The sequence below is a fragment of the Cupriavidus sp. GA3-3 genome (genome assembly GCF_000389805.1).
GTDB lineage: Bacteria > Pseudomonadota > Gammaproteobacteria > Burkholderiales > Burkholderiaceae > Cupriavidus > Cupriavidus necator_D.
In genome coordinates this window covers 206,765-228,072 of record NZ_KB944482.1, presented here as the reverse complement: position 1 = coordinate 228,072, position 21,308 = coordinate 206,765, and the positions used below count along the sequence as shown (strand labels likewise).

21 protein-coding genes are annotated in these 21,308 nt (G+C 69.0%); 10 read left to right on the top strand and 11 right to left on the bottom strand.

All coding sequences use genetic code 11. The features are described from left to right. Positions 1 to 24: 24 nt before the first annotated feature. The 3 genes from C265_RS18940 to C265_RS18930 are packed head-to-tail and all read right to left on the bottom strand — an operon-like array spanning position 25 to position 2,806. Positions 25 to 822, bottom strand: a complete 798-nt coding sequence (locus tag C265_RS18940) for an ABC transporter permease (RefSeq protein WP_010810911.1) — start codon at positions 820 to 822, stop codon at positions 25 to 27. A gap of 12 nt (positions 823 to 834) precedes the next feature. Continuing rightward, positions 835 to 1,671, bottom strand: a complete 837-nt coding sequence (locus tag C265_RS18935) for an ABC transporter permease (RefSeq protein ID WP_010810912.1) — start codon at positions 1,669 to 1,671, stop codon at positions 835 to 837. A gap of 4 nt (positions 1,672 to 1,675) precedes the next feature. After that, the gene (locus tag C265_RS18930; protein WP_052181654.1) at positions 1,676 to 2,806 is read right to left on the bottom strand and encodes an ABC transporter substrate-binding protein; all 1,131 of its coding nucleotides are present in this window, start codon (positions 2,804 to 2,806) and stop codon (positions 1,676 to 1,678) included. Positions 2,807 to 3,021: 215 nt separating this feature from the next. On the opposite strand from C265_RS18930, the gene soxC reads away from it, so the two are divergent. The 7 genes from soxC to C265_RS18895 all read left to right on the top strand — a co-directional run bounded on the left by soxC (position 3,022) and on the right by C265_RS18895 (position 9,584). Next, positions 3,022 to 4,263: a sulfite dehydrogenase gene (soxC, locus tag C265_RS18925; protein ID WP_010810914.1), complete on the top strand. Its 1,242-nt coding sequence runs from the start codon at positions 3,022 to 3,024 to the stop codon at positions 4,261 to 4,263. Continuing rightward, positions 4,250 to 4,837: a c-type cytochrome gene (locus C265_RS18920; RefSeq protein WP_010810915.1), complete on the top strand. Its 588-nt coding sequence runs from the start codon at positions 4,250 to 4,252 to the stop codon at positions 4,835 to 4,837. The genes soxC and C265_RS18920 overlap by 14 nt, the downstream gene beginning before the upstream one ends. Positions 4,838 to 4,988: 151 nt before the next feature. After that, on the top strand, positions 4,989 to 5,918 hold the full coding sequence (locus tag C265_RS18915; RefSeq protein WP_010810916.1) for a TauD/TfdA family dioxygenase: 930 nt from the start codon (positions 4,989 to 4,991) through the stop codon (positions 5,916 to 5,918). Positions 5,919 to 5,998: 80 nt separating this feature from the next. After that, a complete protein-coding gene (locus C265_RS18910) occupies positions 5,999 to 7,009 on the top strand; it encodes an ABC transporter substrate-binding protein (RefSeq protein WP_010810917.1) in 1,011 nt (336 codons plus the stop codon). Between the two features lie 2 nt (positions 7,010 to 7,011). Continuing rightward, positions 7,012 to 7,848, top strand: coding sequence for an ABC transporter ATP-binding protein (locus C265_RS18905; protein WP_010810918.1), 837 nt, complete (start codon positions 7,012 to 7,014; stop codon positions 7,846 to 7,848). Between the two features lie 16 nt (positions 7,849 to 7,864). Next, positions 7,865 to 8,746: an ABC transporter permease gene (locus C265_RS18900; protein ID WP_010810919.1), complete on the top strand. Its 882-nt coding sequence runs from the start codon at positions 7,865 to 7,867 to the stop codon at positions 8,744 to 8,746. 67 nt (positions 8,747 to 8,813) lie between these two features. Next, positions 8,814 to 9,584, top strand: coding sequence for a class I SAM-dependent methyltransferase (locus C265_RS18895; RefSeq protein ID WP_010810920.1), 771 nt, complete (start codon positions 8,814 to 8,816; stop codon positions 9,582 to 9,584). Positions 9,585 to 9,586: 2 nt separating this feature from the next. Here the strand turns inward: C265_RS18895 and C265_RS18890 are convergent, their stop codons facing one another. Both C265_RS18890 and C265_RS18885 read right to left on the bottom strand, forming a co-directional pair. Then, positions 9,587 to 9,955: a LysR family transcriptional regulator gene (locus C265_RS18890; protein WP_010810921.1), complete on the bottom strand. Its 369-nt coding sequence runs from the start codon at positions 9,953 to 9,955 to the stop codon at positions 9,587 to 9,589. 161 nt (positions 9,956 to 10,116) lie between these two features. Beyond that, a complete protein-coding gene (locus C265_RS18885; protein ID WP_010810922.1) occupies positions 10,117 to 10,350 on the bottom strand; it encodes a hypothetical protein in 234 nt (77 codons plus the stop codon). Between the two features lie 447 nt (positions 10,351 to 10,797). On the opposite strand from C265_RS18885, the gene C265_RS18880 reads away from it, so the two are divergent. Together C265_RS18880 and C265_RS18875 are read left to right on the top strand one after the other, a co-directional pair. Continuing rightward, complete coding sequence (locus C265_RS18880; protein ID WP_010810923.1) at positions 10,798 to 11,547, top strand: IclR family transcriptional regulator; 750 nt, start codon at positions 10,798 to 10,800, stop codon at positions 11,545 to 11,547. A gap of 212 nt (positions 11,548 to 11,759) precedes the next feature. Further along, positions 11,760 to 13,013, top strand: coding sequence for a diguanylate cyclase (locus tag C265_RS18875; RefSeq protein WP_010810924.1), 1,254 nt, complete (start codon positions 11,760 to 11,762; stop codon positions 13,011 to 13,013). A gap of 5 nt (positions 13,014 to 13,018) precedes the next feature. On the opposite strand, the gene C265_RS18870 is transcribed toward C265_RS18875, so the two are convergent. Next, positions 13,019 to 13,894 carry a citryl-CoA lyase gene (locus tag C265_RS18870; RefSeq protein WP_010810925.1) on the bottom strand — a complete coding sequence of 292 codons (876 nt, stop codon included), beginning with the start codon at positions 13,892 to 13,894 and terminating at the stop codon, positions 13,019 to 13,021. Then, the gene (locus C265_RS18865; RefSeq protein WP_010810926.1) at positions 13,891 to 15,090 is read right to left on the bottom strand and encodes a CaiB/BaiF CoA-transferase family protein; all 1,200 of its coding nucleotides are present in this window, start codon (positions 15,088 to 15,090) and stop codon (positions 13,891 to 13,893) included. Before C265_RS18865 ends, C265_RS18870 begins: the two co-directional genes overlap by 4 nt. Before the next feature lie 173 nt (positions 15,091 to 15,263). Between C265_RS18865 and C265_RS18860 the strand changes: the two genes are divergently transcribed. After that, on the top strand, positions 15,264 to 16,520 hold the full coding sequence (locus tag C265_RS18860; protein WP_010810927.1) for an Hsp70 family protein: 1,257 nt from the start codon (positions 15,264 to 15,266) through the stop codon (positions 16,518 to 16,520). 43 nt (positions 16,521 to 16,563) lie between these two features. On the opposite strand, the gene C265_RS18855 is transcribed toward C265_RS18860, so the two are convergent. The 4 genes from C265_RS18855 to C265_RS18840 all read right to left on the bottom strand — a co-directional run bounded on the left by C265_RS18855 (position 16,564) and on the right by C265_RS18840 (position 20,626). Then, positions 16,564 to 17,250, bottom strand: a complete 687-nt coding sequence (locus C265_RS18855; RefSeq protein ID WP_010810928.1) for a phosphorylase — start codon at positions 17,248 to 17,250, stop codon at positions 16,564 to 16,566. Next, on the bottom strand, positions 17,247 to 19,265 hold the full coding sequence (gene shc / locus C265_RS18850) for a squalene--hopene cyclase (protein ID WP_010810929.1): 2,019 nt from the start codon (positions 19,263 to 19,265) through the stop codon (positions 17,247 to 17,249). The genes C265_RS18855 and shc overlap by 4 nt, the downstream gene beginning before the upstream one ends. A gap of 59 nt (positions 19,266 to 19,324) precedes the next feature. Next, the gene (hpnD, locus tag C265_RS18845) at positions 19,325 to 20,194 is read right to left on the bottom strand and encodes a presqualene diphosphate synthase HpnD (protein ID WP_010810930.1); all 870 of its coding nucleotides are present in this window, start codon (positions 20,192 to 20,194) and stop codon (positions 19,325 to 19,327) included. A 228-nt stretch (positions 20,195 to 20,422) separates the two neighbouring features. Beyond that, entirely contained in the window at positions 20,423 to 20,626 is a 204-nt protein-coding gene (locus C265_RS18840; RefSeq protein ID WP_010810931.1) for a cold-shock protein, read from the bottom strand. Positions 20,627 to 21,308: the final 682 nt, after the last annotated feature.

Genomic DNA, 21,308 nt, shown 5'->3' with positions numbered 1-21,308 from the left:
CCGTTCAATAAGGTGCAGCGTGGCTCAGCCCGCTGCCACCGAGCGCCCGCGCCAGGCGAGCAGGCGCGATTCGATGCGGCTGGCAATCCAGTTCAGCGTGAAGCCGACCAGGCCGACCACGATCACGCCGAAGATCACCAGGTCCATCCAGAAGTTCTCGCGGCCGTCGGTCATGGTGTTGCCGATGCCCTTGCCGGATACCAGCAGGTACTCGGCGCCGAGCGTGGCCAGCCACGCATAGATCAGCCCCAGGTGGATGCCGGCGAAGATCGACGGCGCCGCCGACGGCAGCACCACGCGCCACAGCACCTGGGTGCGGTTGAATCGCAGGACGCGCGCAACCTCGAGCAGGTCCGCCGGCACGGCGCGGATGCCTTCGAAGGTGTTCAGCACCACCGGGAAGAATGCGGCCAGCGACAGGAACACCACCTTAGCGGCATCGCCCAGCCCGAACCAGACCGAGATCAGCGGGATCCATGCAAACAGCGAGATCTGCTTGACCGTGTGAAAGCTCGGACCGACCATGCGTTCGAACAGGCGCGACAGGCCCAGCGCCGTGCCGAACACCAGCCCGGCGCTGGCGCCGATGGCAAAGCCGGCCAGGTCGCGCCACAGGCTGGCGGCCAATGCCGTGGCCAGCGCGCCGCTCTGCACCTGGCGCACCGCGGTGTCCCAGACGCTGGATACCGGCACCAGCAGCGGCGAAGTGGTCCAGCCAAAGCGCACGGCGGCCCACCACAGCGCGAGCAGCGCGAGCGGCAGCACCCAGCCGCGCAAGGCGCGGTGCAGGCGAATACGGGGGCGGATAGCGGACGTGGTCATCGCGGCCTCGCCTCAGAAGCCCGGCTTGCGCCAGCGCAGCACCGCGCCTTCGGCCAGCGCCAGCGTCTTGTCCAGCGCAAAGCCCACCACGCCCACCACCACCACGGCGGCCAGCACCATGTCGAGCTGGAACAGCTGGCGCCCGTAGACGATCATGTAGCCCAGCCCCTCGGACGAGGCCAGCAGCTCCACCACCACCAGCGCCAGCCACGCGTGCGTGAGGCCGTAGCGCACGCCGTTCCACACCGGCGCGGCCGCGGCGGGCAGCACCACGCGCGACAGCGTCTGCCAGCGCGTGAGCTGCAGCACCCGCGCCACTTCCAGGTAGCGGGTCGGCACGCTGCCGATGCCCTTGTACGTGTTCAGCGCCACCGGCACGAAGGCGGCCTTGGCGATCAGGATCACCTTGAGCGCTTCGTCGATGCCGACCAGCAGCATCAGCAGCGGCAGCCAGCCCAGCACCGGCACCTGGCTGAACGCCTTGAAGGTCGGGTAGACGTAGTCGCGCAACGTCGGCGACAGGCCCATGGCCGCGCCCAGCGCCAGGCCGCCGGCCAGCCCCACGGCGAAGCCGCCGGCCACGCGCAGCGCGCTGATGGCCAGGTTGGCCTGCAGTTCCCCGCTTTGCCAGAGGTCGGCCAGCGTGCGTGCGACGTCTTCGGGTGCGGGCAGCACCTGCGGCGGAATCCAGGCATTGCGGGCGGCCACGTACCAGACCAGCAGCAGCGCCAGCGGCACCGGCCAGGCCAGCAGCCAGCGTGTGGCATCCTGCCAGCGCAGTGGCTTGCGTGAGGAAGGCGCGCGCGGTGCTGCTGCGGCGGGCAGTGAAAGCGATTCGGCGACGGACATGGTGTCAGGCTCCCAGGATCTTGCCGTTGGGCTGGTAGACGGGCCAGTAGCTCTGCAGGCTCAGGTCGTTGAGTGCGGCCTTCAGGAAGCGCTGGTCGATCCACTGGTCCACGTCAAAGCGCCTACGGCTCAGTTTGAAGCGATAGGCCTGCTCGACCGCATCCTTGTAGCGGCTGACCAGGAAGGGATCGAAATTCGGGTTCAGCCGCACCCGCAGCGGCTCGCCGTCGAAGTCCTCCTTCCAGTGGTCATAAGGCGTACCCGCGCGCGCCCAGGTGCGCAGCACCTCCTCGCGATGGCTCTCGTCCGAGGCCCACCGCGCCGCCTCGACCGCGGCCTTCACCAGGTGCTGCGTGGCTTCCGGATAGCGCCCGGCGAAATCGTCGCTCACCAGTACGTGGCTTTGCCGTGTGTAGATCGGCGACTGGTTCTTGCTGGAGTACAGGATGCGCACCGCGCCCTTGTCGCGCAGGCGCAGGATGTCCATGGCGCCGATGGCGGCGTCGATGTCGCGCGTGGACAGCGCTGCCAGGTAGCCGGCCGTGTCCAGGTTGAGCAGGCGCAGGTCCTTGTCCGACAGCCCGTTCGCTTCCAGCAGGCGCAGCGCCGGCAGATGCATGTTGGTGCCCTTGAACAGCGACACGCGCTTGCCGCGCAGGTCGCTGACCGTCTTCAGCGGCGAATCGGGCGGCACCCCCACGTAGATGTTGGCGCGCACTCCAGTGGCCAGCACCAGCCGCGTCTTCAGGCCCGCGGAGCGCGCCACGATGGACGGCAGGTCGCCCTGCAGCGCGAAGTCGAGCTGGCGGTTGGCCAGCGCCTCGTTGACGGCGGGGCCGGCGCCCTTGAAGAAGAACCACTCCACGCGCGTGCCGGTCGGCTTGAACGATTCCTCGAGCCAGCCGCGCGCATGGGCAATCGCCAGCGAACTGCCGGCAAAGCCGGGCGGGGTGCCGGTGGCGGGCTGGGCCACGCCGACGCGGATCACGTCGGGCCGCGCGGCCGGGCTGGCGCTGAACGCGGACAGCGGCGACAGCGACGCGGCCATGCCCAGCCCGGACCAGGCCGCGCAGCGCAGCAGCTCGCGGCGGGTCAGCGTGGGTGCAGCGGTGGCATCGGGGCGCGGGGTCATCATCATGCAGACCTTCTTGAAGTGGAGGACGGCTCCACGATAAGCGGCGCTGCGCGCGGACCTGAACGAATGATTCCGGCTTTGGTTATCGGCCCCGCGCATATGGCGCGCAGCGCGGCGTTGGCATATCGGCATGCATTCTTCTTCGTTGGCCGAGTGCCGGTGCTGTCCTACAGTCTGCGCATTTTGATCGCTACCAGACTGACCACGCCCTCACGATGAGCAATGACCTGACTTCCGGCCGCCGGCGCTTCCTGCAGCGCGGGGCGGTGCTGGGCGCCGCCGCGGCCGGCGCCGCCACTGCGGCGCGCGCTGAGCCCCTGACGGTTGCGCCGTGGACGCGCACGCCGGGCGAGCCCGTGCTGTGGCATGCCTACGGCCAGCCGTCCCCGTTCGAGAAAGACGTGGTGCGGCGCAGCCGCAGCGCGGCGCCGCTTCCCGGCGCCAACTCGTCGATGACGCCGCTGCAGGATCTGCGCGGCATCATCACGCCGACCGGGCTGGTGTTCGAGCGCCATCACGCCGGCATCCCGCTGATCGACCCGGCGCAGCACCGGCTGGCGGTGCACGGGCTGGTGGCGCGCCCGCGCATCTTCACCATGGACGACCTGGTGCGCCTGCCGTCGGTATCGCGCATCCATTTCCTGGAGTGCTCGGGCAACACCGGACGCGAGTGGAAGGCGCCCGGCGCCAAGTCCGTGCAGATCAGCCACGGTCTGCTGTCTTGCTGTGAGTGGACCGGCGTGCCGTTGTCCGTGGTGCTCGATGAAGTTGGCGTGGCGCCGGATGCGACCTGGGTGCTGGCCGAAGGCGCCGATGGCGCAGCCATGACGCGCAGCGTGCCGCTGGCCAAGGCGCTGGAAGATGCAATGCTGGTCTATGCGCAGAACGGCGAGATGCTGCGGCCCGAGCATGGCTATCCGCTGCGGCTGTTCCTGCCGGGCTATGAGGGCAACATGTCCATCAAGTGGCTGCGGCGCCTGAAGCTGGGGCGCGCGCCGTTCATGTCGCGCGAAGAGACGTCGAAGTACACGGACTCCTTGCCCGACGGCAGCGCGCGGCAGTTCACCTTCCTGATGGACGTGAAGTCCGTGATCACCTTCCCCGCGCCGGATCACAGACTGCGTGAGCGCGGGTTCTATGAGATCTCGGGCCTGGCGTGGTCGGGCCATGGGCGCATCCGCCGCGTCGAGGTGTCGGTCGACGGTGGCCGCAGCTGGCGCGAGGCGCAGTTGCAGGAGCCGGTGCTGGACCGCGCGCTGGTGCGCTTCCGCCTGCCGTGGCGCTGGGATGGCGGGCCAGCTTCGCTGGAGAGCCGCGCCATCGACGAAGCCGGCAACGTCCAGCCCACGCCGGACCAGCTGGTGGCCGCGCGCGGCGTGGCTTCCACCTATCACTACAACGCGATCCAGCGCTGGCGCGTGGCCGCGGACGGGAGTATTGCCAATGCGCGCGCTTGAACGAATCAGTGACGCCGCCGCCGTGCTGGCGCTGGCTTGCGCGGCCCAAACGGTCCTTGCGCAGACCTACGGCATAGGCCGCCCCGCCAGCGAGCGCGACCTTGCCGCGTGGAATATCGACGTGACCCCGGACGGCACGGGCCTGCCGCCGGGCAGCGGCACGGTCGCGCGTGGCCAGCAGGTCTATGCGCAGCACTGTGCCGCATGTCACGGCGTCAATGGCGAAGGCAAGCCGGCCGATGCGCTGGTGGGCGGGCAGGGCACGCTGAAGGACGCCGCCAGGGGCAAGGACCCGGTCAAGACCATCGGCAGCTTCTGGCCTTATGCGACCACGGTATTCGACTTCATCAACCGTGCCATGCCCTACAACGCGCCGCAGAGCCTGGCACCGGACGAGGTCTATGCCGTCACCGCGTGGCTGCTGCACAAGAACGGCATCCTGCCCGCGGATGCGGTGCTGGACGCGCGCACGCTGCCGCAGGTGAAGATGCCGAACCGCGATGGCTTTGTCGCCGACGCGCGCCCGGATACGGCCAACGTGCCGTGCCGCAGCGCTTGCCCCGGCAAGCCCTGATGGCTGGCAAATGTCGAGACATGGATATGCGATAAGCGGATAAGGGCCAGCAATATGATTCGTTGACGGTGCAATGGCCGGCTCTCTACAGTGCAAGCTTGTACGCGGCATCCCGGATGCCGCATCGGTTTCCCCCGTGCCAGAGCTTGCCATGACGACCGCAACCGCCCACGCCAGTGTTTCGCGCCAGCAGAGCGCGCCGCTTTCCACCGCATTGTCAGCAGACGCGGGCAACTTCGAGATCCGTCCGCTGGACGCGCCGCTGGGCGCGGAAGTGATCGGGCTCGACTTGTCGCAGCCGCTGTCCGACGCGGATGTTGTCCGCATCCATCGCGCCCACCTCGACTACCACGTGGTGGTGTTCCGCGACCAGCAGATCACGCCCGCGCAGCAGATCGATTTCAGCCGCCGCTTCGGGCCGTTGCAGATCCACGTGCTGCACCAGTTCCAGCTGCCGGGCCATGCGGAAGTGCTGGTGGTGTCCAACGTGGTCGAGAACGGCAAGCCGATCGGGCTCGGCGATGCCGGCCACTTCTGGCATTCGGACCTGTCGTACAAGGAAAAGCCCAGCCTCGGTTCGCTGCTGCATGCGCGCGAGCTGCCCGCCGAAGGCGGCGACACGCTGTTCGCCAACATGCATCTGGCCTGGGACACGCTGCCGTCGGCGCTGCAACGCGCCGTCGATGGCCTGCACGCCGAGCACACCTACCTGGCGCGCTATGCCGAGCTGCAGCAGCGCAGCCCGTGGCGGCCCGACCTGACGCCGGAGCAGATCGCGCAGGTCAGGCCGGTGCTGCAGCCGGTGGTGCGCACCCATCCGGAGACGGGGCGCAAGGCGCTCTTTGTCAGCGAGCACTTCACCACCCGCATCGTCGGCCTGCCCGAGCAGGAAAGCCGCGACCTGCTGGACCAGTTGTTCGCGCACAGCGTCAAGCCCGCCCACATCTACCGCCACCAGTGGCAGCCACATGACCTGGTGTTCTGGGACAACCGCTCGCTGCTGCATCTTGCCGCGGGCTGTCCGCCGGAACAGCGGCGCGTGATGTACCGCACCACCATCGAAGGCGACGTGCCGCGCTGAAGGCGGAAACGGTGTCGCAAGTCATCCCAGGGCGCTCGCAGCGGCGAGCGCCAATCCACTGTATTCCCCGGAGTTCTGTCATGTTTTCTCGTTTTTCCCGCAAGCTCGGCCTGCTGGCGCTGAGCGCCGGCCTGGCCATCACCGGCAACGCGCACGCCGAAGGCAAGCTGCGCATCGCCGAGCAGTTTGGCGTGGTCTACCTGCTGCTCAACGTGGCGCGCGACCAGCAATTGATCGAGAAGCACGGCAAGCAGCAGGGTGTCGACATCAAGGTCGAATGGACGCAACTGTCGGGCGGCGCCGCGGTCAATGACGCGCTGCTGTCCGGTGCCATCGATATCGCCGGCGCCGGCGTGGGCCCGCTGCTGACGCTGTGGGACCGCACCCACGGCAAGCAGAACGTGCGGGGCGTGGCATCGCTGGGCAACTTCCCGTACTACCTGGTCAGCAACAACCCCAAGGTGAAGTCGATTGCCGACTTCACCGAGAAGGACCGCATCGCGCTGCCGGCGGTGGGCGTTTCGGTCCAGTCGCGCGTGCTGCAACTGGCTGCGGCCAGGCAATGGGGCGACAAGGAATACAACCGCCTCGACAAGTGGACCGTGGCGGTGCCGCACCCGGATGCCGCCGCGGCGATCATTTCCGGCGGCACCGAGATCACCGGCCACTTCGGCAATCCGCCGTTCCAGGAGCAGGAACTGGCGGGCAACCCCAACGCGCGTATCGTGCTGAATTCGTATGACGTGCTGGGCGGTCCGAGTTCTTCCACGGTGCTGTACGCGACCGAGAAGTTCCGCAGCGACAACCCCAAGACCTATCGCGCCTTCGTCGATGCGCTGGCCGAGGCCGCGGCCTTTGCCACCGCCAATCCGGAAGCGGCCGCCGACATCTACCTGCGGCAGAGCAAGGCCAAAACCGACCGCGCGCTGCTGCTGCGCGTGCTGAAGAATCCGCAGGTGCAGTTCCGCGTGGCGCCGCAGAACACCTTTGCGCTGGCCGCTTTCATGCACCGCGTTGGCGCGATCCGCAACCAGCCCAAGTCCTGGCAGGACTACTTCTTCCAGGACCCGGTCACCGCGCAGGGGAGCTGAGCATGGCCATCCATAACCTGCGCGTGGTGTCGGAGCGCGCCACGCCGTTGCTGCAGGTCGATGGCGTGTCGCTGGAATACCGGACGCCCGAGCGCATCGTGCGCGCCACCCATCGTGTCAGCTTCGACGTGCATGCCGGCGACCGCTTCGTGCTGCTGGGCCCGTCCGGCTGCGGCAAGTCCACGCTGCTGAAGGCGGTTGCCGGGTTCGTTCCGCCCAGCGAGGGCGAGATCCGGCTTGAAGGCCGGCGTGTGCTGCAGCCCGGCCCGGACCGCATCGTGGTGTTCCAGGAGTTCGACCAGCTGCCGCCGTGGCAGACGGTGGCGCAGAACGTGATGTTCCCGCTGCGGCAGGCGCGCAAGCTGTCGCGGGCGGAGGCGCGCGAGCTGGCGCTGGACAGCCTGCACAAGGTCGGGCTGGCCGGTTTTGCCGATGCCTATCCGCATACGCTGTCGGGCGGCATGAAGCAGCGCGTGGCGATCGCGCGCGCGCTGGCGATGCGCCCCAAGGTGCTGCTGATGGACGAGCCCTTTGCCGCGCTGGACGCGCTCACGCGCCGGCGCATGCAGGAAGAGCTGCTGGCGCTGTGGGACGACGCGGCCTTCACGCTGCTGTTTGTCACGCATTCGATCGAAGAGGCGCTGGTGGTGGGCAGCCGCATCCTGCTGCTGTCGCCGCACCCGGGCCGCGTGCGCGCGGAACTCAACAGCCACCAGTTCAGCCTGGCCAGCCAGGGCGGCGCCGAATTCCAGGCCGCCGCGCAACGCATCCATACCTTGCTGTTCGACGAACCCGCCGCCGAGGCCGCGCCGCGTGCGCGCAGCGCGGCGGGCCGCTGAACCGGGACATCGCATCATGACGCAACCGACACTGACATTGGCCGACACGCTTCGGCCCGAATACGAACGCGAGCCTGAACCCTTCACCGAAGCGCCGCTTGCGCGCGCGCTGCCGTGGCACCAGCGCCTGTGGCAACACGGCTGGCTGCGCAAGGCGGTGATCCTGCTGGCGCTGGGGCTGATCTGGGAGCTGGTGGCGCGCGTGCAGGACAACGACCTGCTGCTGCCGTCATGCCTGGCCACGATGCGCGCCTTCGGCGACGCGGTGGCCAGCGGCGAGCTGCCGGGCAAGGCGGCGATTTCGCTGTCGGTGCTGCTGCGCGGCTATGCGGCCGGGATCGTGCTGGCGTTCGTGCTGACCTCGCTGGCGGTGTCCACGCGCTTCGGGCGCGATGTGCTGGACACGCTCACCGCCATGTTCAATCCGCTGCCGGCGATCGCGCTGTTGCCGCTGGCGCTGCTGTGGTTCGGGCTGGGCACCAAAAGCTTGGTCTTCGTGCTGGTCCATTCGGTGCTGTGGCCGCTGGCGCTGAACATGTACGCGGGCTTCCGGGCGGTGCCGCCGACGCTGCGCATGGCGGGCCGCAACTACGGCCTGCGCGGGCTGCGCCATGTCGCGCTGGTGCTGGTGCCGGCGGCGCTGCCGGCGATCCTGTCGGGCCTGAAGATCGGCTGGGCCTTTGCGTGGCGCACGCTGATCGCGGCCGAGCTGGTGTTCGGCGCGTCGTCGGGGCAGGGCGGGCTGGGCTGGTTTATCTTCCAGAACCGCAATGAGCTCTACACCGACCGCGTTTTTGCAGGGCTGGCCGCGGTGATCCTGATCGGGCTGCTGGTGGAGGGACTGGTGTTCACCACGCTGGAACGGCTGACGGTGCGCCGCTGGGGCATGCAGCACTAGCCGCCCGCTTGCCCCGTGCCGGCATGGGGCGTAGGCTACGCCTCCGGTACGCAACCGGAGCTCGCCCATGACCGCCATCCACCAGGCCGCCGCACAGGGATTCGCCAGCCAGGCCGATACCTACGCGCGCGGACGCCCCGAATATCCCGCTGAAATCGACGCCTGGCTGCGCGGCACGCTGGGCCTGCGCGCCGGCCGCACCGTGCTGGACCTGGGCGCTGGCACCGGCAAGTTCACGCGCCGGCTGGCGGAGACCGGCACGACGGTGATCGCAGTCGAACCGGTGGCGCAGATGCGCGCTCAGCTGGCCGTGGCGCTGCCGTCGGTACAGGCGCTGGAAGGCAGTGCCGAGGCCATTCCGCTGGCCGATGCCAGCGTCGATGCCGTGGTCTGCGCGCAGGCCTTCCACTGGTTTGCCAATGCGGGCGCGATGGCGGAAATCGGCCGCGTGCTGCGCCCTGGCGGCCGGCTCGGGTTGGTATGGAACGTGCGCGATGAAAGCGTGGACTGGGTGGCGCAGCTGACAGCCATCATGACGCCGTATGAAGGCGACGCGCCGCGTTTCTACAGGGGTGACTGGAAGCGGGTCTTTCCCGCCGAGGGCTTTGGGCCGCTGGCGCTGCAGTGCCAGCCCTACACGCATGTGGGGGCGCCGCAGCAGGTGATCGTGGACCGGGTGATGTCGGTGAGCTTCATTGCCGCGCTGCCGGCAGCGGAGCAGGCCCGCGTGCGCGCACGGCTGCAGGCGGTCATCGACGGGCATCCCGCGCTGGCGGGCCGTGCCGAGGTTGCCTTCCCTTATCGCACCGAGGCCTATTGCTGCGAACGGCTGGCCTGACGCTACATCGTCGCCTGCCGCACCCAGAATGCGGCGCCGTAGCGCGCAATGGCGCCGGGCTCGGCTTCCCGGGCCGCCGCGGCAGGCTGGCTGGCACGGATGCCGGCCTCGATCTGATCCCAGATGGCCAGCATGGCGACGACCTTGGGCAGTGCGGTCACGCCCGTGGATGTCGGCAGCCAGTCCGGGCTGCAAGTGCTGAACAGCGGCTTGCCGAGCGCGGCCTCGAGGCCGCGGATGTGGTAGTACAGCCGTTGCGGATGGATGCGCAGCGCTTGCGCGGCGCGGACGGCATCACGGTGCTGCATCACTGCGACATAGGCGCGCAACGACAGGAAGCTGACGCGCCGGTTGCTGGATGGGTAAGCCATGGCTGGGCCGTGGCCGGGGCATGCTTGGCAGTTGACTGAAAGCACGGTGCCCGGCGAATCGAAAGGAAATCGATCGTAGCGGGACGCAGGCAGGCTGGAGGGTGCGGTTTTCCGAAATGATCCGGGGAAATTTCTGCAATGTGGGGTGGCGTGCGCCGGGCTCAGTGCATTGGCAAATGGCCGATCGCGGTCAGTGCCTGCACCACCTCGGGCGACAGGCGGCGTTCCCTGCATGGCACGCCCGCGGTCTCGAGCGTGGTCCACAGGTCTGCGTCGCCGGTGACGATACGCTGCCGCAGGTGGGCCAGGTATGTGTACTCCGCGGAAGTCAGCGGGCGCGGGGCACTACGCAGGTCATCCAGGATGGCGCCAAGCGAGAGAGCGGGAACGGTCATACCAGGGTCGGGAAAAGCACGGCGGTGAGACATTGCAGCGAGGGTACGGAAAGCAGCGCAGGGATTGCGCGAAGGTCAGCAACACATGATTTTATCCACCCCGTGCAGCGGCTGCTGAATCAAAAGCAGGTAACTTTCCCTCTAATTCCGCTTGCAAAGCCGGGAGTGGCGAGTACGCGCAAGCAATGTGGCGCATGCGGTAGCCGAGGGGGCGGCGAAGACGCTTTGGCAGCGGCCCGGGCGGCGGCAGAGGCCGGCCACGGTGTTGCAGAAAAACGCCAGCGCGCCGGGCGGATACGTGGACGCATGCGGCATCTGTTGCGCGAGCTCGCCGCACGTGTGCCGGGTCATCGACACGGAGCAGGGCGGATTGACAAGCCGGGGTGCGTTCTATACGTTGGCGCATCGTTCCGTCATCCGGTCCAGCCAGGATCGCCGCCGTCCGCCATGCCACGCAAAGCCGCACAGGTTTCAGAAGCCGACAAGCACGCCGCCGCGGGCGGCGCCATCGCCGTGGACCGGGCGCTGTTCGTGCTGTCGGTGTTCCGTCTCGGCGATACCGCGCTGGGGCTGGCCGAGCTGGCGCAACGCAGCGGCCTGTACAAGAGCACGCTGCTGCGCTTGCTGGCCTCGCTTGAGCACGCCGGGCTGGTGCGGCGCCAATCCGACGGGCGCTATGGCCTGGGCCCCGAGGTGGCGCGGCTCAATGCCGTCTACGCCGCGTCGTTCTCATTGGAGGCGGTGGTGATGCCGGCGCTGCGCGAGCTGGTGCGCATCACGCGTGAAAGCGCGGCCTTCCATGTCGAGCAGGGCGAGCACCGGCTGTGCCTGTACCGCGTCGATTCGCCGCAGCCGGTGCGAGACCATGTCCGCGCCGGCGAACTGCTGCCGCGCGACCGGGGCGCCGGCGCGCGCGTGCTGCGCGCCTTTGCCGGCGAGTCCGGCACGCTCTACGAGCGCATCCGGCACGAGGGCGTGGCGGCACTGGTGGGCGACCGCAGCCCCGATCTTGCCGGGGTGTCGGCGCCGGTATTCGGTCCCGGCGATGTGCTGTGCGGCGCGCTGACGCTGACCTGCCCGGCCTCGCGCTACCGTGAAGACTTCCGCGTCGATGTGCTGCATGCGGCGCGCGCGCTGACCCAGGCGCTGGGCGGCACCTTTCCGGACAGCATTACGGACAATGCCTCCGCGGGCTGAGCCGCCGGGCTTGCGTGTGCAGCCGGCCCGACCCGGCTTGTCGGGGGTGCCACGCGCCTGCATGCGCGGGCTATCATGCGGCTGGCATTGAAAACAACGCATGTCACGTTTTGTGAAAACAAGTGCGAGAGATGCCTGCGTCGCGCCCCTGTGGCCTGATGCCCGCCGCTCGATATGACGGCGCGGCAGACGGCATCCTTGAGGAAATCCCCGTGCACTTGGACCAGCAGACCATTGCGGTGGTGATGATGGTGTTTTTTTGCAGCACGCTGATTATTGCGGCGGGGCTGGTGTTCGCGCTGCGCGCGAGCGAGGCGGGGCGGCTGTGGGCGTTCGGGCACGTACTGGTGTCGGCCGCGGGCCTGGCGCTGGCCATCAGCGCGGCCAGCGGCACCGGCCAGCTGGGCACGCTGGGAGCGTTGGCGTTCGTGGCTGGCTGGTTGCTGATCTACCGCGGCGTGCGGGTCTATTACGGCGTGCCGGCCCATCCCGCGGCGCTGGCCGCCGCGGGCGTGATCGGGCTTGGCCTGACCGCGGCCACCAGCGGCATGCCCGACGGGCAGCAGGTGGTGCTGCGCATCGTCTACGGCCTGCTGGCGCTGGTCTCGCTGGCCACCTTTGCCACGCTGGCGCGTGCCGGGCGCGGGCGCCGCAGCATCGGCGCGCCGCTGGTGCTGGTGGCCAGCCTGGTGCATCTGGCCACGCAGCTGGCCGGCTTCAGCCATGCCATGAACCTGCCCGTGGCGGGCGGTGCGGGCGCCGCGCCGCTGACGCTGTTCTTTGCCGGCCCGGTCGGCTCGGCCTGGCTGCTGGCGCCGCTGATGGCCACGCTGCTGGGCCTGTTCGGCTTCACCGTGATGGCGATGGAGCAGATCGTCGCGCACAACGAAAGCGGCGCGCGCGTGGATGCCCTGACCGGGCTGCTCAACCGCGGGGCGCTGGAGATGTCGGCACTGTCGCTGGTGGCGCGCTGGCAGCGCGACGGGCAGGCGCTGTCCTGCCTGGTGATCGACATCGATTATTTCAAGCAGGTCAACGATACCTTCGGCCATCACGCTGGCGATGCCGTGCTGCGCGAAGTCGCGCATGCGCTGGACAACTCGCGCCGCGCCTCGGACGTGGCCGGGCGCTACGGTGGCGAAGAGTTCTGCATCCTGTGCCCGCATACCGACGAGCAGCAGGCCTCGGCGCTGGCCAACCGTATCCTGCGCAAGGTGCGCGCGATTGAACTGCCCGCCGGGCGCGGCCATGCCAGCGTCAGCATTGGCGTGGCGCAGCTGCGCGGCGGCCCGGGCAGCAAGGAAGCGCTGTGGCGCCTGTTGTTTGCCGATGCCGACCGCGCCCTCTACCACGCCAAGGAACATGGGCGCGACCGCTATGTGCTGGCCTCGTCCATGGCGGCGCCGGCGGCCGCGAGCGCATCGCCCGCGCCGCTGCTGGAGCCAGAGCCCGACCTGGCCGGCTGACCCGGTTATGCCTGCCGGCCAGGCTCCGGCACGTCGCGCTGCGGCGTACCGTCATAGGTCCACAGGAACTGGCGCGGCATCGGGCCCTTGTTGCGCCCGCCCTCGCAGGTCTGCTCCCAGGCATGCGCCAGGATGCCGACCGAGCGCGACAGGCAGAACAGCCCCCGCGCCAGCGGTGCGGCAAAGCCCAGCTCGGCATAGATCACCGCGGTGGCGCCATCGATATTCATCGGGATGGGCTTGCCGCGGCCGGCACCCAGCGCCGCCTCGACCGCGCGCGCGATCCCCGCGTAGCGCCCGCTGACCACGCCATCGGCCGCGGCCTGGTCGACCAGCGCCAGCAGCCGTGGCGCACGCGGGTCGACCGGGTGGAAACGGTGGCCAAAGCCGGCAATGAACTTGCCGTGCAGGTCGCGGTAGTGCCGCAGCGCGGCGGTGACGGCGTCGTCCATGGCGCCGCCCGCATCCAGCCGCTGCGCCACGTCCTGGTACAGCGCCACCGCCTGTTCGCCGGCGCCGCCATGCACGTCGCCCAGCACGTTGACGGCGGAAGCCATGGCGTTGTTCAGCCCCACGCCGCAGGTGGCCGCCATGCGCGCGATGGCAATGCTGGGCGCCTGCGGGCCGTGGTCGACCGCGGCCATCAGCGCCGCGTCCAGCAGCTCGCCCTGCCCGGGGCCGGGCAACTCGCCGCGCAGCATCAGCCAGATCATCTGCGCAAACGAGACCCGGCCGATCAGTTGTTCGATCGGGTAGCCGCGGTAGCGGATCTCGCCCGGGCGCATGTCGATGATGCCGGTGCGCCACCAGTCCTGCGACAGGCGCTGGCCCGGGTCCATGGCGTCATCCCGGGGCTGGCCGCTGGTTTCGATGCCGCTCATATCGCGCGCTCCTCGCTCAGTTGGTCGATGTCCGCATCGCTGTAGCCCAGGCTGGCCAGCACCTGCCGCGTATGCTGGCCCAGCTCCGGCGGCGGCGTGTCCACGGCCGGGGCCTCGCGGTTGAGCTTGAAGCCGGTGCGCACCACGCGGATATCGCGGCCCACGCCGGGCGCATCGGCAAACTCGCCGATCATGCCGCGCTCGCGCACCTGCGGATGCGCCAGCGTCTGCGGCACGTCCAGCACCGGGCCGGCGGGCACGCCGGCCTCGGTCAGCAGCGGCCACCATTCGGTGGCCGGCTTCTTCGCCAGCTCTGCTTCCAGCGCCTGTGTCAGTTCGCCCCGGTTGGCCAGGCGCGCCTGGCGCTGCGCGAAGCGCGGATCGGCGGCCAGCTCGGGGCGGCCCAGCACGCGGCACACGGCTTCAAACTGTTCCTGCTTGTTGGCGGCGATATTGAGCAGCCCGTCCGCGGTGCGGAAAGTGCCGGAAGGGCTGGCGGTCATGTTCTCGTTGCCCATCGGCGCCGGCACCTTGCCGGCGATCAGGTGGTTGGATACCACCCAGCCCATGGTGGCCAGCGTGGCTTCCAGCATCGATACGTCGACGAAATAGCCTTCGGTGCGCTGGTGGTCCGCCAGCGCCGCCGATACCGCCAGCGCCGCGGTCAGCCCGCCGATGGTGTCCGAGACCGGATAGCCGACCCGCAACGGTGCGCTCTGCGCATCGCCGGTAATGCTCATCACGCCGGCCATGCCCTGGATGATCTGGTCATAGGCCGGCAGCCCGGCCAGCGGCCCGTCCTGGCCAAAGCCCGAGATCGCGCAGTAGATCAGGCGCGGGTTGTCCTGCTTCAGGGTCTCGTAGCCCAGCCCGAGCCGGTCCATCACGCCGGGGCGGAAGTTCTCCACCAGCACGTCGGCGCTTTGCACCAGCTTGCGGAACACCTCCTTGCCGCGCGCGTGCTTCAGGTTGAGCGTGACCGACTGCTTGCCTGGGTTCTGGGCCAGGAACGACACGCCCATCAGGCGCTGGTTCAGCTCGGCATCGGCGCCCAGCTGCCGGGCCAGGTCGCCGGTGCCGGGGGTTTCCACCTTGATGACTTCGGCGCCCAGGTGGGCAAGCTGGTGGCAGCAGAACGGCCCGGCCAGCACATTGGTCAGGTCGAGCACGCGGATATGGCGCAGTGGCTTTTTCATGTTCTGTACAACAGAATGACGATCTTTAACAGAGAACATGCGGAGGATAGGAGTCGCGTTTGGGCGTGTCAAGCCGGGCGCCTGGCCGGCACCTGCCATACAATGGCGCCCCGTCCGCGCGGCCCGCTGGCGCGCGGGCCTTTTTTAGTGGTGTCTTGCAGGAAACGGAATCAATGATGTCAAACGCATGCGGCCTGGACTTCGGCACGTCCAACTCAACGGTCGGCTGGAGCCATCCGGCGCGGCCGGCGGCGCTGCTGCCGCTGGAGGACGGCAAGGTGACGTTGCCCTCGGTGATCTTCTTCCACGCGGAGGATCCGCTGGTCAGCTATGGCCGCGCCGCGCTGGGCGATTACCTGGCCGGCTATGAAGGCCGGCTGATGCGTTCGCTCAAGAGCCTGCTGGGCACCTCGATGATGGACGACAGCACCGAGGTGATGGGCCAGGCGATGCCGTTCCGCAAGCTGCTGGCGCACTTCATCCGCGAGCTGAAGACGCGTGCCGAGCAGGCCGCCGGCGCGGAATTCTCGCGTGCGGTGCTGGGCCGCCCGGTGTTCTTCATCGACGAGAACCCGGCCGCCGACCAGCTCGCCGAAGACACCCTGGCCGAGATCGCGCGCGACGCGGGTTTCGGCGAGATCGCGTTCCAGTACGAGCCGATCGCCGCGGCCTTCGACTATGAGGCCCGGATCACGCGTGAGGAACTGGTGCTGGTGGCCGACATCGGCGGCGGCACCTCGGACTTCTCGCTGGTGCGCCTGTCGCCCGAGCGCGCCGCGCGCAGCGACCGGCGCGACGACATCCTGGCCAATGGCGGCGTGCATATCGGCGGCACTGATTTCGACCGCGCGCTCAGCCTGGCGCGTGCAATGCCGCTGCTGGGCCTGGGCAGCGCGCTGCGCAACGGCAAGGCGATGCCGTCCAGCCAGTATTTCGACCTGGCCAGCTGGCACACCATCAACCTGGTCTATACGCGCAAGGCGTGGTCGATGGTGATGGACAACTACCGCGACGCGGCCGATACGGTGAAGCTCGACCGCCTGGTGCGGCTGATCCGCGAGCGCGCCGGGCACTGGCTGGCGATCCAGGTGGAAGCCGCCAAGATCGCCTTGTCCGACGCCGGCAGCACCGACGTGGACCTGCACCGGCTGGAGCAGGGGCTGACGCTGACCATCACGCGCGACGAGTTCGATGCGTCGATCGACAAGCTGGTGGTGAAGACCGAGCAGACCGTGCAGAAGCTGCTGATGGATGCCGGCGTCGATGGCGCCGCGGTCGATACCATCTTTTTCACCGGCGGCTCCAGCAGCGTGCCGCTGCTGCGGCAGCGGCTGGCGGCGCTGTTGCCGCAAGCGCGTTGCGTGGAAGGGGACCGGTTCGGCAGCATCGGCAGCGGGCTGGCGCTGGATGCGGTGAGGAAGTTTGGGTGAGGGGCAGGCTGGCGTCTGAGCAGCCCAGCGGCCAGCTCAGACGTCAGCCGGCCTGCGTCCGCATATCGCGCAAGCCGTATTCGTCCCCCAGCGCCAGCCGTGCCGCCCGCAGCGCGCCGCGCGCGGCCGCCGCATCGCGCGCCAGCCGCATCAGCGCCGGCAGTTCCCACGGCGCGCGCAAGAGCCCGCCCAGCACCGCGCCGACATCCGTCTTGCCGTCTTCACCCATGCCTGCCGCCGCGGCAGCCGGAACCGCGCGGCTGGCCGGGTCGATCACCACGCGGCAGGCCGCGAACGGCAGCCGGCAAGCCGCCGCCATGCGCGCGGCGAGGTGCGATTCCATGTCGACGCAGAGCGCCCCCGTGGCCCGGTGCAGCATCTGCTTGGCGGCAACCGAAAGCACCGGCTGGTCCGCGCCGGCAAGTATCCCGACCCTGGCATGCGGCAGCGCCGCGTGCATCGCCCGGGTCCAGGTCATGTCGGTGTCGTAGCGTTCGCCGGCCGCGCATACCGAGTCCGCCAGCACGAGGGCGCCCGGCGCCAGCGCGGGATCCAGCCCGCCCGCCACGCCAAAGCTGAGGATGCCCATGCAATGCCGGCTTGCCATCGCGGAAACGCCTTGTTCCAGTGCAAGTCCGCGCAGGCCGTGCACCACGCGGCAATGCGGACCGGCGGCGGTGCGCGCCTCGAACGCCATGCCGGTGACGACCAGCACGAACGGTGCCGTCACAGCCCCCACGACACCTGGTGCGCGCCGCCGCGCTGCAGGTTGCGGTAGCGCGCCAGCGCCCACAGCGGGAAGTAGCGTGCATAGCCGTGATAGCGCAGGTAGAACACGCGCGGAAAGCCCACGGCGGTGAAGCGCGGCTCATGCCACAGGCCGCCGGATTGCTGCGTGCGCAGCAGGTAGTCGATGCCGCGCGCCACCGCGGCATGCTGCGCGGCGCCGGCTGCCATCAGCGCCAGCAGCGCCCACGCGGTCTGCGAGGCCACGCTCGGCGCGGGCTCGTAGCCGCGGTAGTCGAGCCGGTAGCTGCTGCCGTCCTCGCCCCAGCCGCCGTCGGCGTTCTGGATCTGCTCGAGCCACGCCACGGCGCGGCGCATCTCGGGGGCTTCCGGTGTCAGGCCCGTTGCGTTCAGCGCGCACAGCGCGCTCCAGGTGCCATAGATATAGTTGGTGCCCCAGCGGCCAAACCAGCTGCCGTCGGGCATCTGCTCGGCCAGCAGGTAGCGCAGGGCGCGCGCGGCGGGCTCGCTCTTGCCCGGCGTGGCGCCGATCTGGCACAGCATCGACAGGCAGCGCGCGGATACGTCCGCGGTGGGCGGGTCCAGCAGCGCGCCATGGTCGGCAAAGGGGATGTTGTTCAGGTAGAGATGCGTGTTCTCGGGCTCGAACGCGCCCCAGCCGCCGTCGCCGCCCTGCATGCCGACGATCCACTCGGCGGCGCGCGCCACGGCTTCGTCATAGCGGCCCGGCACATCGTGCGCGCGCATGTAGCGGTTCATCGCGGCGGCCACCACGGCGGTGTCGTCCACGTCCGGGTAATAGGCATTGGCGTACTGGAAGGCCCAGCCGCCGGGGCGCACCAGGGGGCGGCGCACGGCCCAGTCGCCGCGCACGTCCAGCACTTGCAGCGGCCTGAGCCAGTCCAGGCCGCGCCCGGCCGCGGCCGTCGCGCGCGCCTCGCCGGCTTCCAGCAGCGCGTGCGCGGCCAGCGCGGTATCCCACACCGGCGACAGGCAGGGCTGGCAATAGGCTTCGTCGCCGTGCTCGACCAGCAGCCGCTCGACGGATTGCCGCGCCAGCGCGCGTGCCGGATCGTCGGGCGGCACGCCCAGCACGTCGAACATCATCACGCTGTTGGCCATTGCCGGGAAGATGGCGCCCAGGCCGTCCTCGCCGTTGAGCCGCTCGCGCACGAAGGCCTGCGCCGCGGCAATGGCGCGCCGGCGCAGCGTGCGCGGGACGAGCGGCTCGGCCACGCGCAGCAGCGCGTCCAGGCCGCGGAACACCGTGTACCAGCCGGCGTGCTGGTGCGCCGCGCGCGGCGGCAGCCCCACCGTATGGCAGTTGCCGACGAACAGCTCATTGATGCCGACCCCGCGCGGGTTGCGCGCCTGCGGGCGCAGGCTGTTCAGCACCAGCAGCGGCACGATCACCGTGCGCGCCCAGTACGAGACCTTGGACAGGTGGAACGGAAACCACTGCGGCAGCAGCATGATCTCGACCGGCATCATCGGCACCGCCGACCATGGCATCACGCCGTACAGGGCCAGCAGCGTGCGCGTGAATACATTGCTGGCCTCGGCGCCGCCCAGCGCGTGGACGGCCCGGCGCGCGCGCTGCATATGCGCGGCCTGGGGGTCGTCGCCGGCCATCTTCAGCGCGAAATAGGCCTTTACGCTGGCGCTGACGTCGGAGCGGCCTTCATGGAACAGCGGCCAGCCGCCATCGGGATTCTGGATGCGGCGCAGGTAGCGGGCCAGGCGGGCTTCAAGCTCCAGGTCCGGGGCTTCGCCGAGGTAGTGCACCATCAGCACGTATTCGGCGGGAATGGTGGCGTCGGCTTCCAGTTCGTAGACCCAGTGGCCGTCGGGGCGCTGCTGGTGCAGCAGCGCGTCGATCGCACGGCCGATGCCCTGGTCCAATGCCTGCGCGGCGTCGCGCGGCGCGGGGCTGTCCCCCGCGCTGGCCGGCGCGATCCGTGGCACTGCCGTGGCAAAGGCGGTCTCGTTCATCGACATGCAGACTCCTTGTGCCGGCGCACGGCGCGGCCGCGCCCGGCATGCATCGGGGGCAGCGCTCAGCCAATGGCGTGGCGCAGCAAGATCCAGAGCAATTGGGCGCGCGGCAGGCGCACGCGCTGGCGCGGCGCGCGCCAGCCCTGCGTGCGCAGCCGCGCCAGGATGCGGTGGTAGACCTCGGCCATGATGCGCGGCGAGCGCACCTGCCGCGACGGGCAGCGCGCCATGATGGCGTAGGCCTGGTCGTAGTGCGCCTGGGCCTCGCGCGCCACGGCCGCGCAGGCCTGGCCGACGGCGGGGTGGGCCACCACGGCCTGGGGCGTGTCCGCGCCGATGCCGGCCGCGGCCAGCGCTTCCGCCGGCAGGTAGAGCCGGCCAATGGCAGCGTCTTCGTCGATATCGCGCAGGATATTGGTCAGCTGCAGTGCGCGGCCCAGGTGGTGCGCGAGCGCGATGCCGCACGCTTCTTCCAGGCCGAACACGCGCACCGCCAGCCGGCCGACAGCGCTGGCGACGCGATCGCAATACAGGTCGAGGGTGGCCGCGTCGGGGGCGCGGATGTCCTGCACCACGTCCATGGTCATGCCGTCGATCACGGCGAGGAAATCCTGCTGCTGCAGGTCGAAGGCGCGGATCTGCGCGCTCAGCGGCTGCAGGGCGCGAGGCGGGTTGCCGGTGTAGCAGGCGGCGATGTCGTGGCGCCAGGCATCGAGTGCGGCAAGGCGCTCGGCGTGCGGTGCGTTGCCGTCGGCGATGTCGTCGACCGCGCGGCAGAACGCATAGATCTCGAACATGGCCTGGCGCTGCGCTGGCGGCAGGATGCGCAGCGCGGCATGGAAGGAACTGCCGGCCGAGGCCGCCGGGCCCGCCTGGCTGCCATGGTCGGCGGCGACAGGGGTGTCTTGCGTTGCGATTTGAGTACCGGCCACGTAACTCCTCGACACGCTGCATACCGTCCCGCACTGATCGCGCAGCATCCGTGCGCGCCCACTGGCGGGAGGGCGGTTGTGGGTCGGCCGATTATAGCAATTTCACTCGTCGCAAGACTGCCGCAGCGGCGGCCCCGGTGCCGGCGCGCCAATAAAAAAAGCCCCGCGCCGAAGCTGCGGGGCTTTCCTTCCGGCCGGTCCGCTGGACCGGCCCGGAATCCACCGGTATCAGAGGGCCTGAATCTTGGTGGCTTGCTCGCCCTTCTGGCCCATGGCCTTGACGTAGCGTACCTTCTGGCCTTCCTTCAACGACTTGAAGCCATTGCCTTCGATTGCGGAGAAGTGCGCGAACAGATCGTTGCCGCCTTCATCCGGCGTGATGAAGCCGAAGCCCTTGGCGTCGTTGAACCACTTAACGGTACCGGTTTCCATATCTATCTCAACCTTGAATTTCAAAATGAGCGAAAACGCTCGTTATACACCGTGTGCAACGCACCCAGCGGATCCTTTTTATGTTCCCCGCCAGCGCATTCCATATGACTTCGATATGTCGCTGTCGTGACAACCGAAAACGTCACGGAACGACAACACCAAAAGACACACCGCATGGGCGCTGCACAAGTGGGAATCATTCTGCCGAATTTTCCCGGCGTGTCAATCAGGCTAAGCGCCTAATCATGATGAGAGGTTCCGATAGGAGATATTAGCGTTTTCTACTTCAGCTTCAGTTCAGTGAATTCCCTGATTTTTTTATCGCGGGTTTGGTTGTGCGTGCACCGCCAGCGAGCGCGATGCCACACCGCCGTGCATAATGGCTGTCGTCCGGTGCATGGGCGTGCCATCTTTTTTACAAATTCTTACGGCACCCAATCCCTACCGCGTTCGGGGGAAGCCGGCGCGGCCCGGATATATCATTATGCTGACAATAAAGGCCAGGCCGGTGGCCGCGCTCGCGTCGTGCACAGACATACATGAGCGCGCCCACTGTATGCGGGCCCATACATAAAAGCTCGGAACGGGGAATCCATCATGGCGTTTCAAACCTAGCTGTCCGGAATTTCGGTTGCGGACAGCCCCACCACCCGTCGCGCACGGGACCTGGACTGTTTTCGTT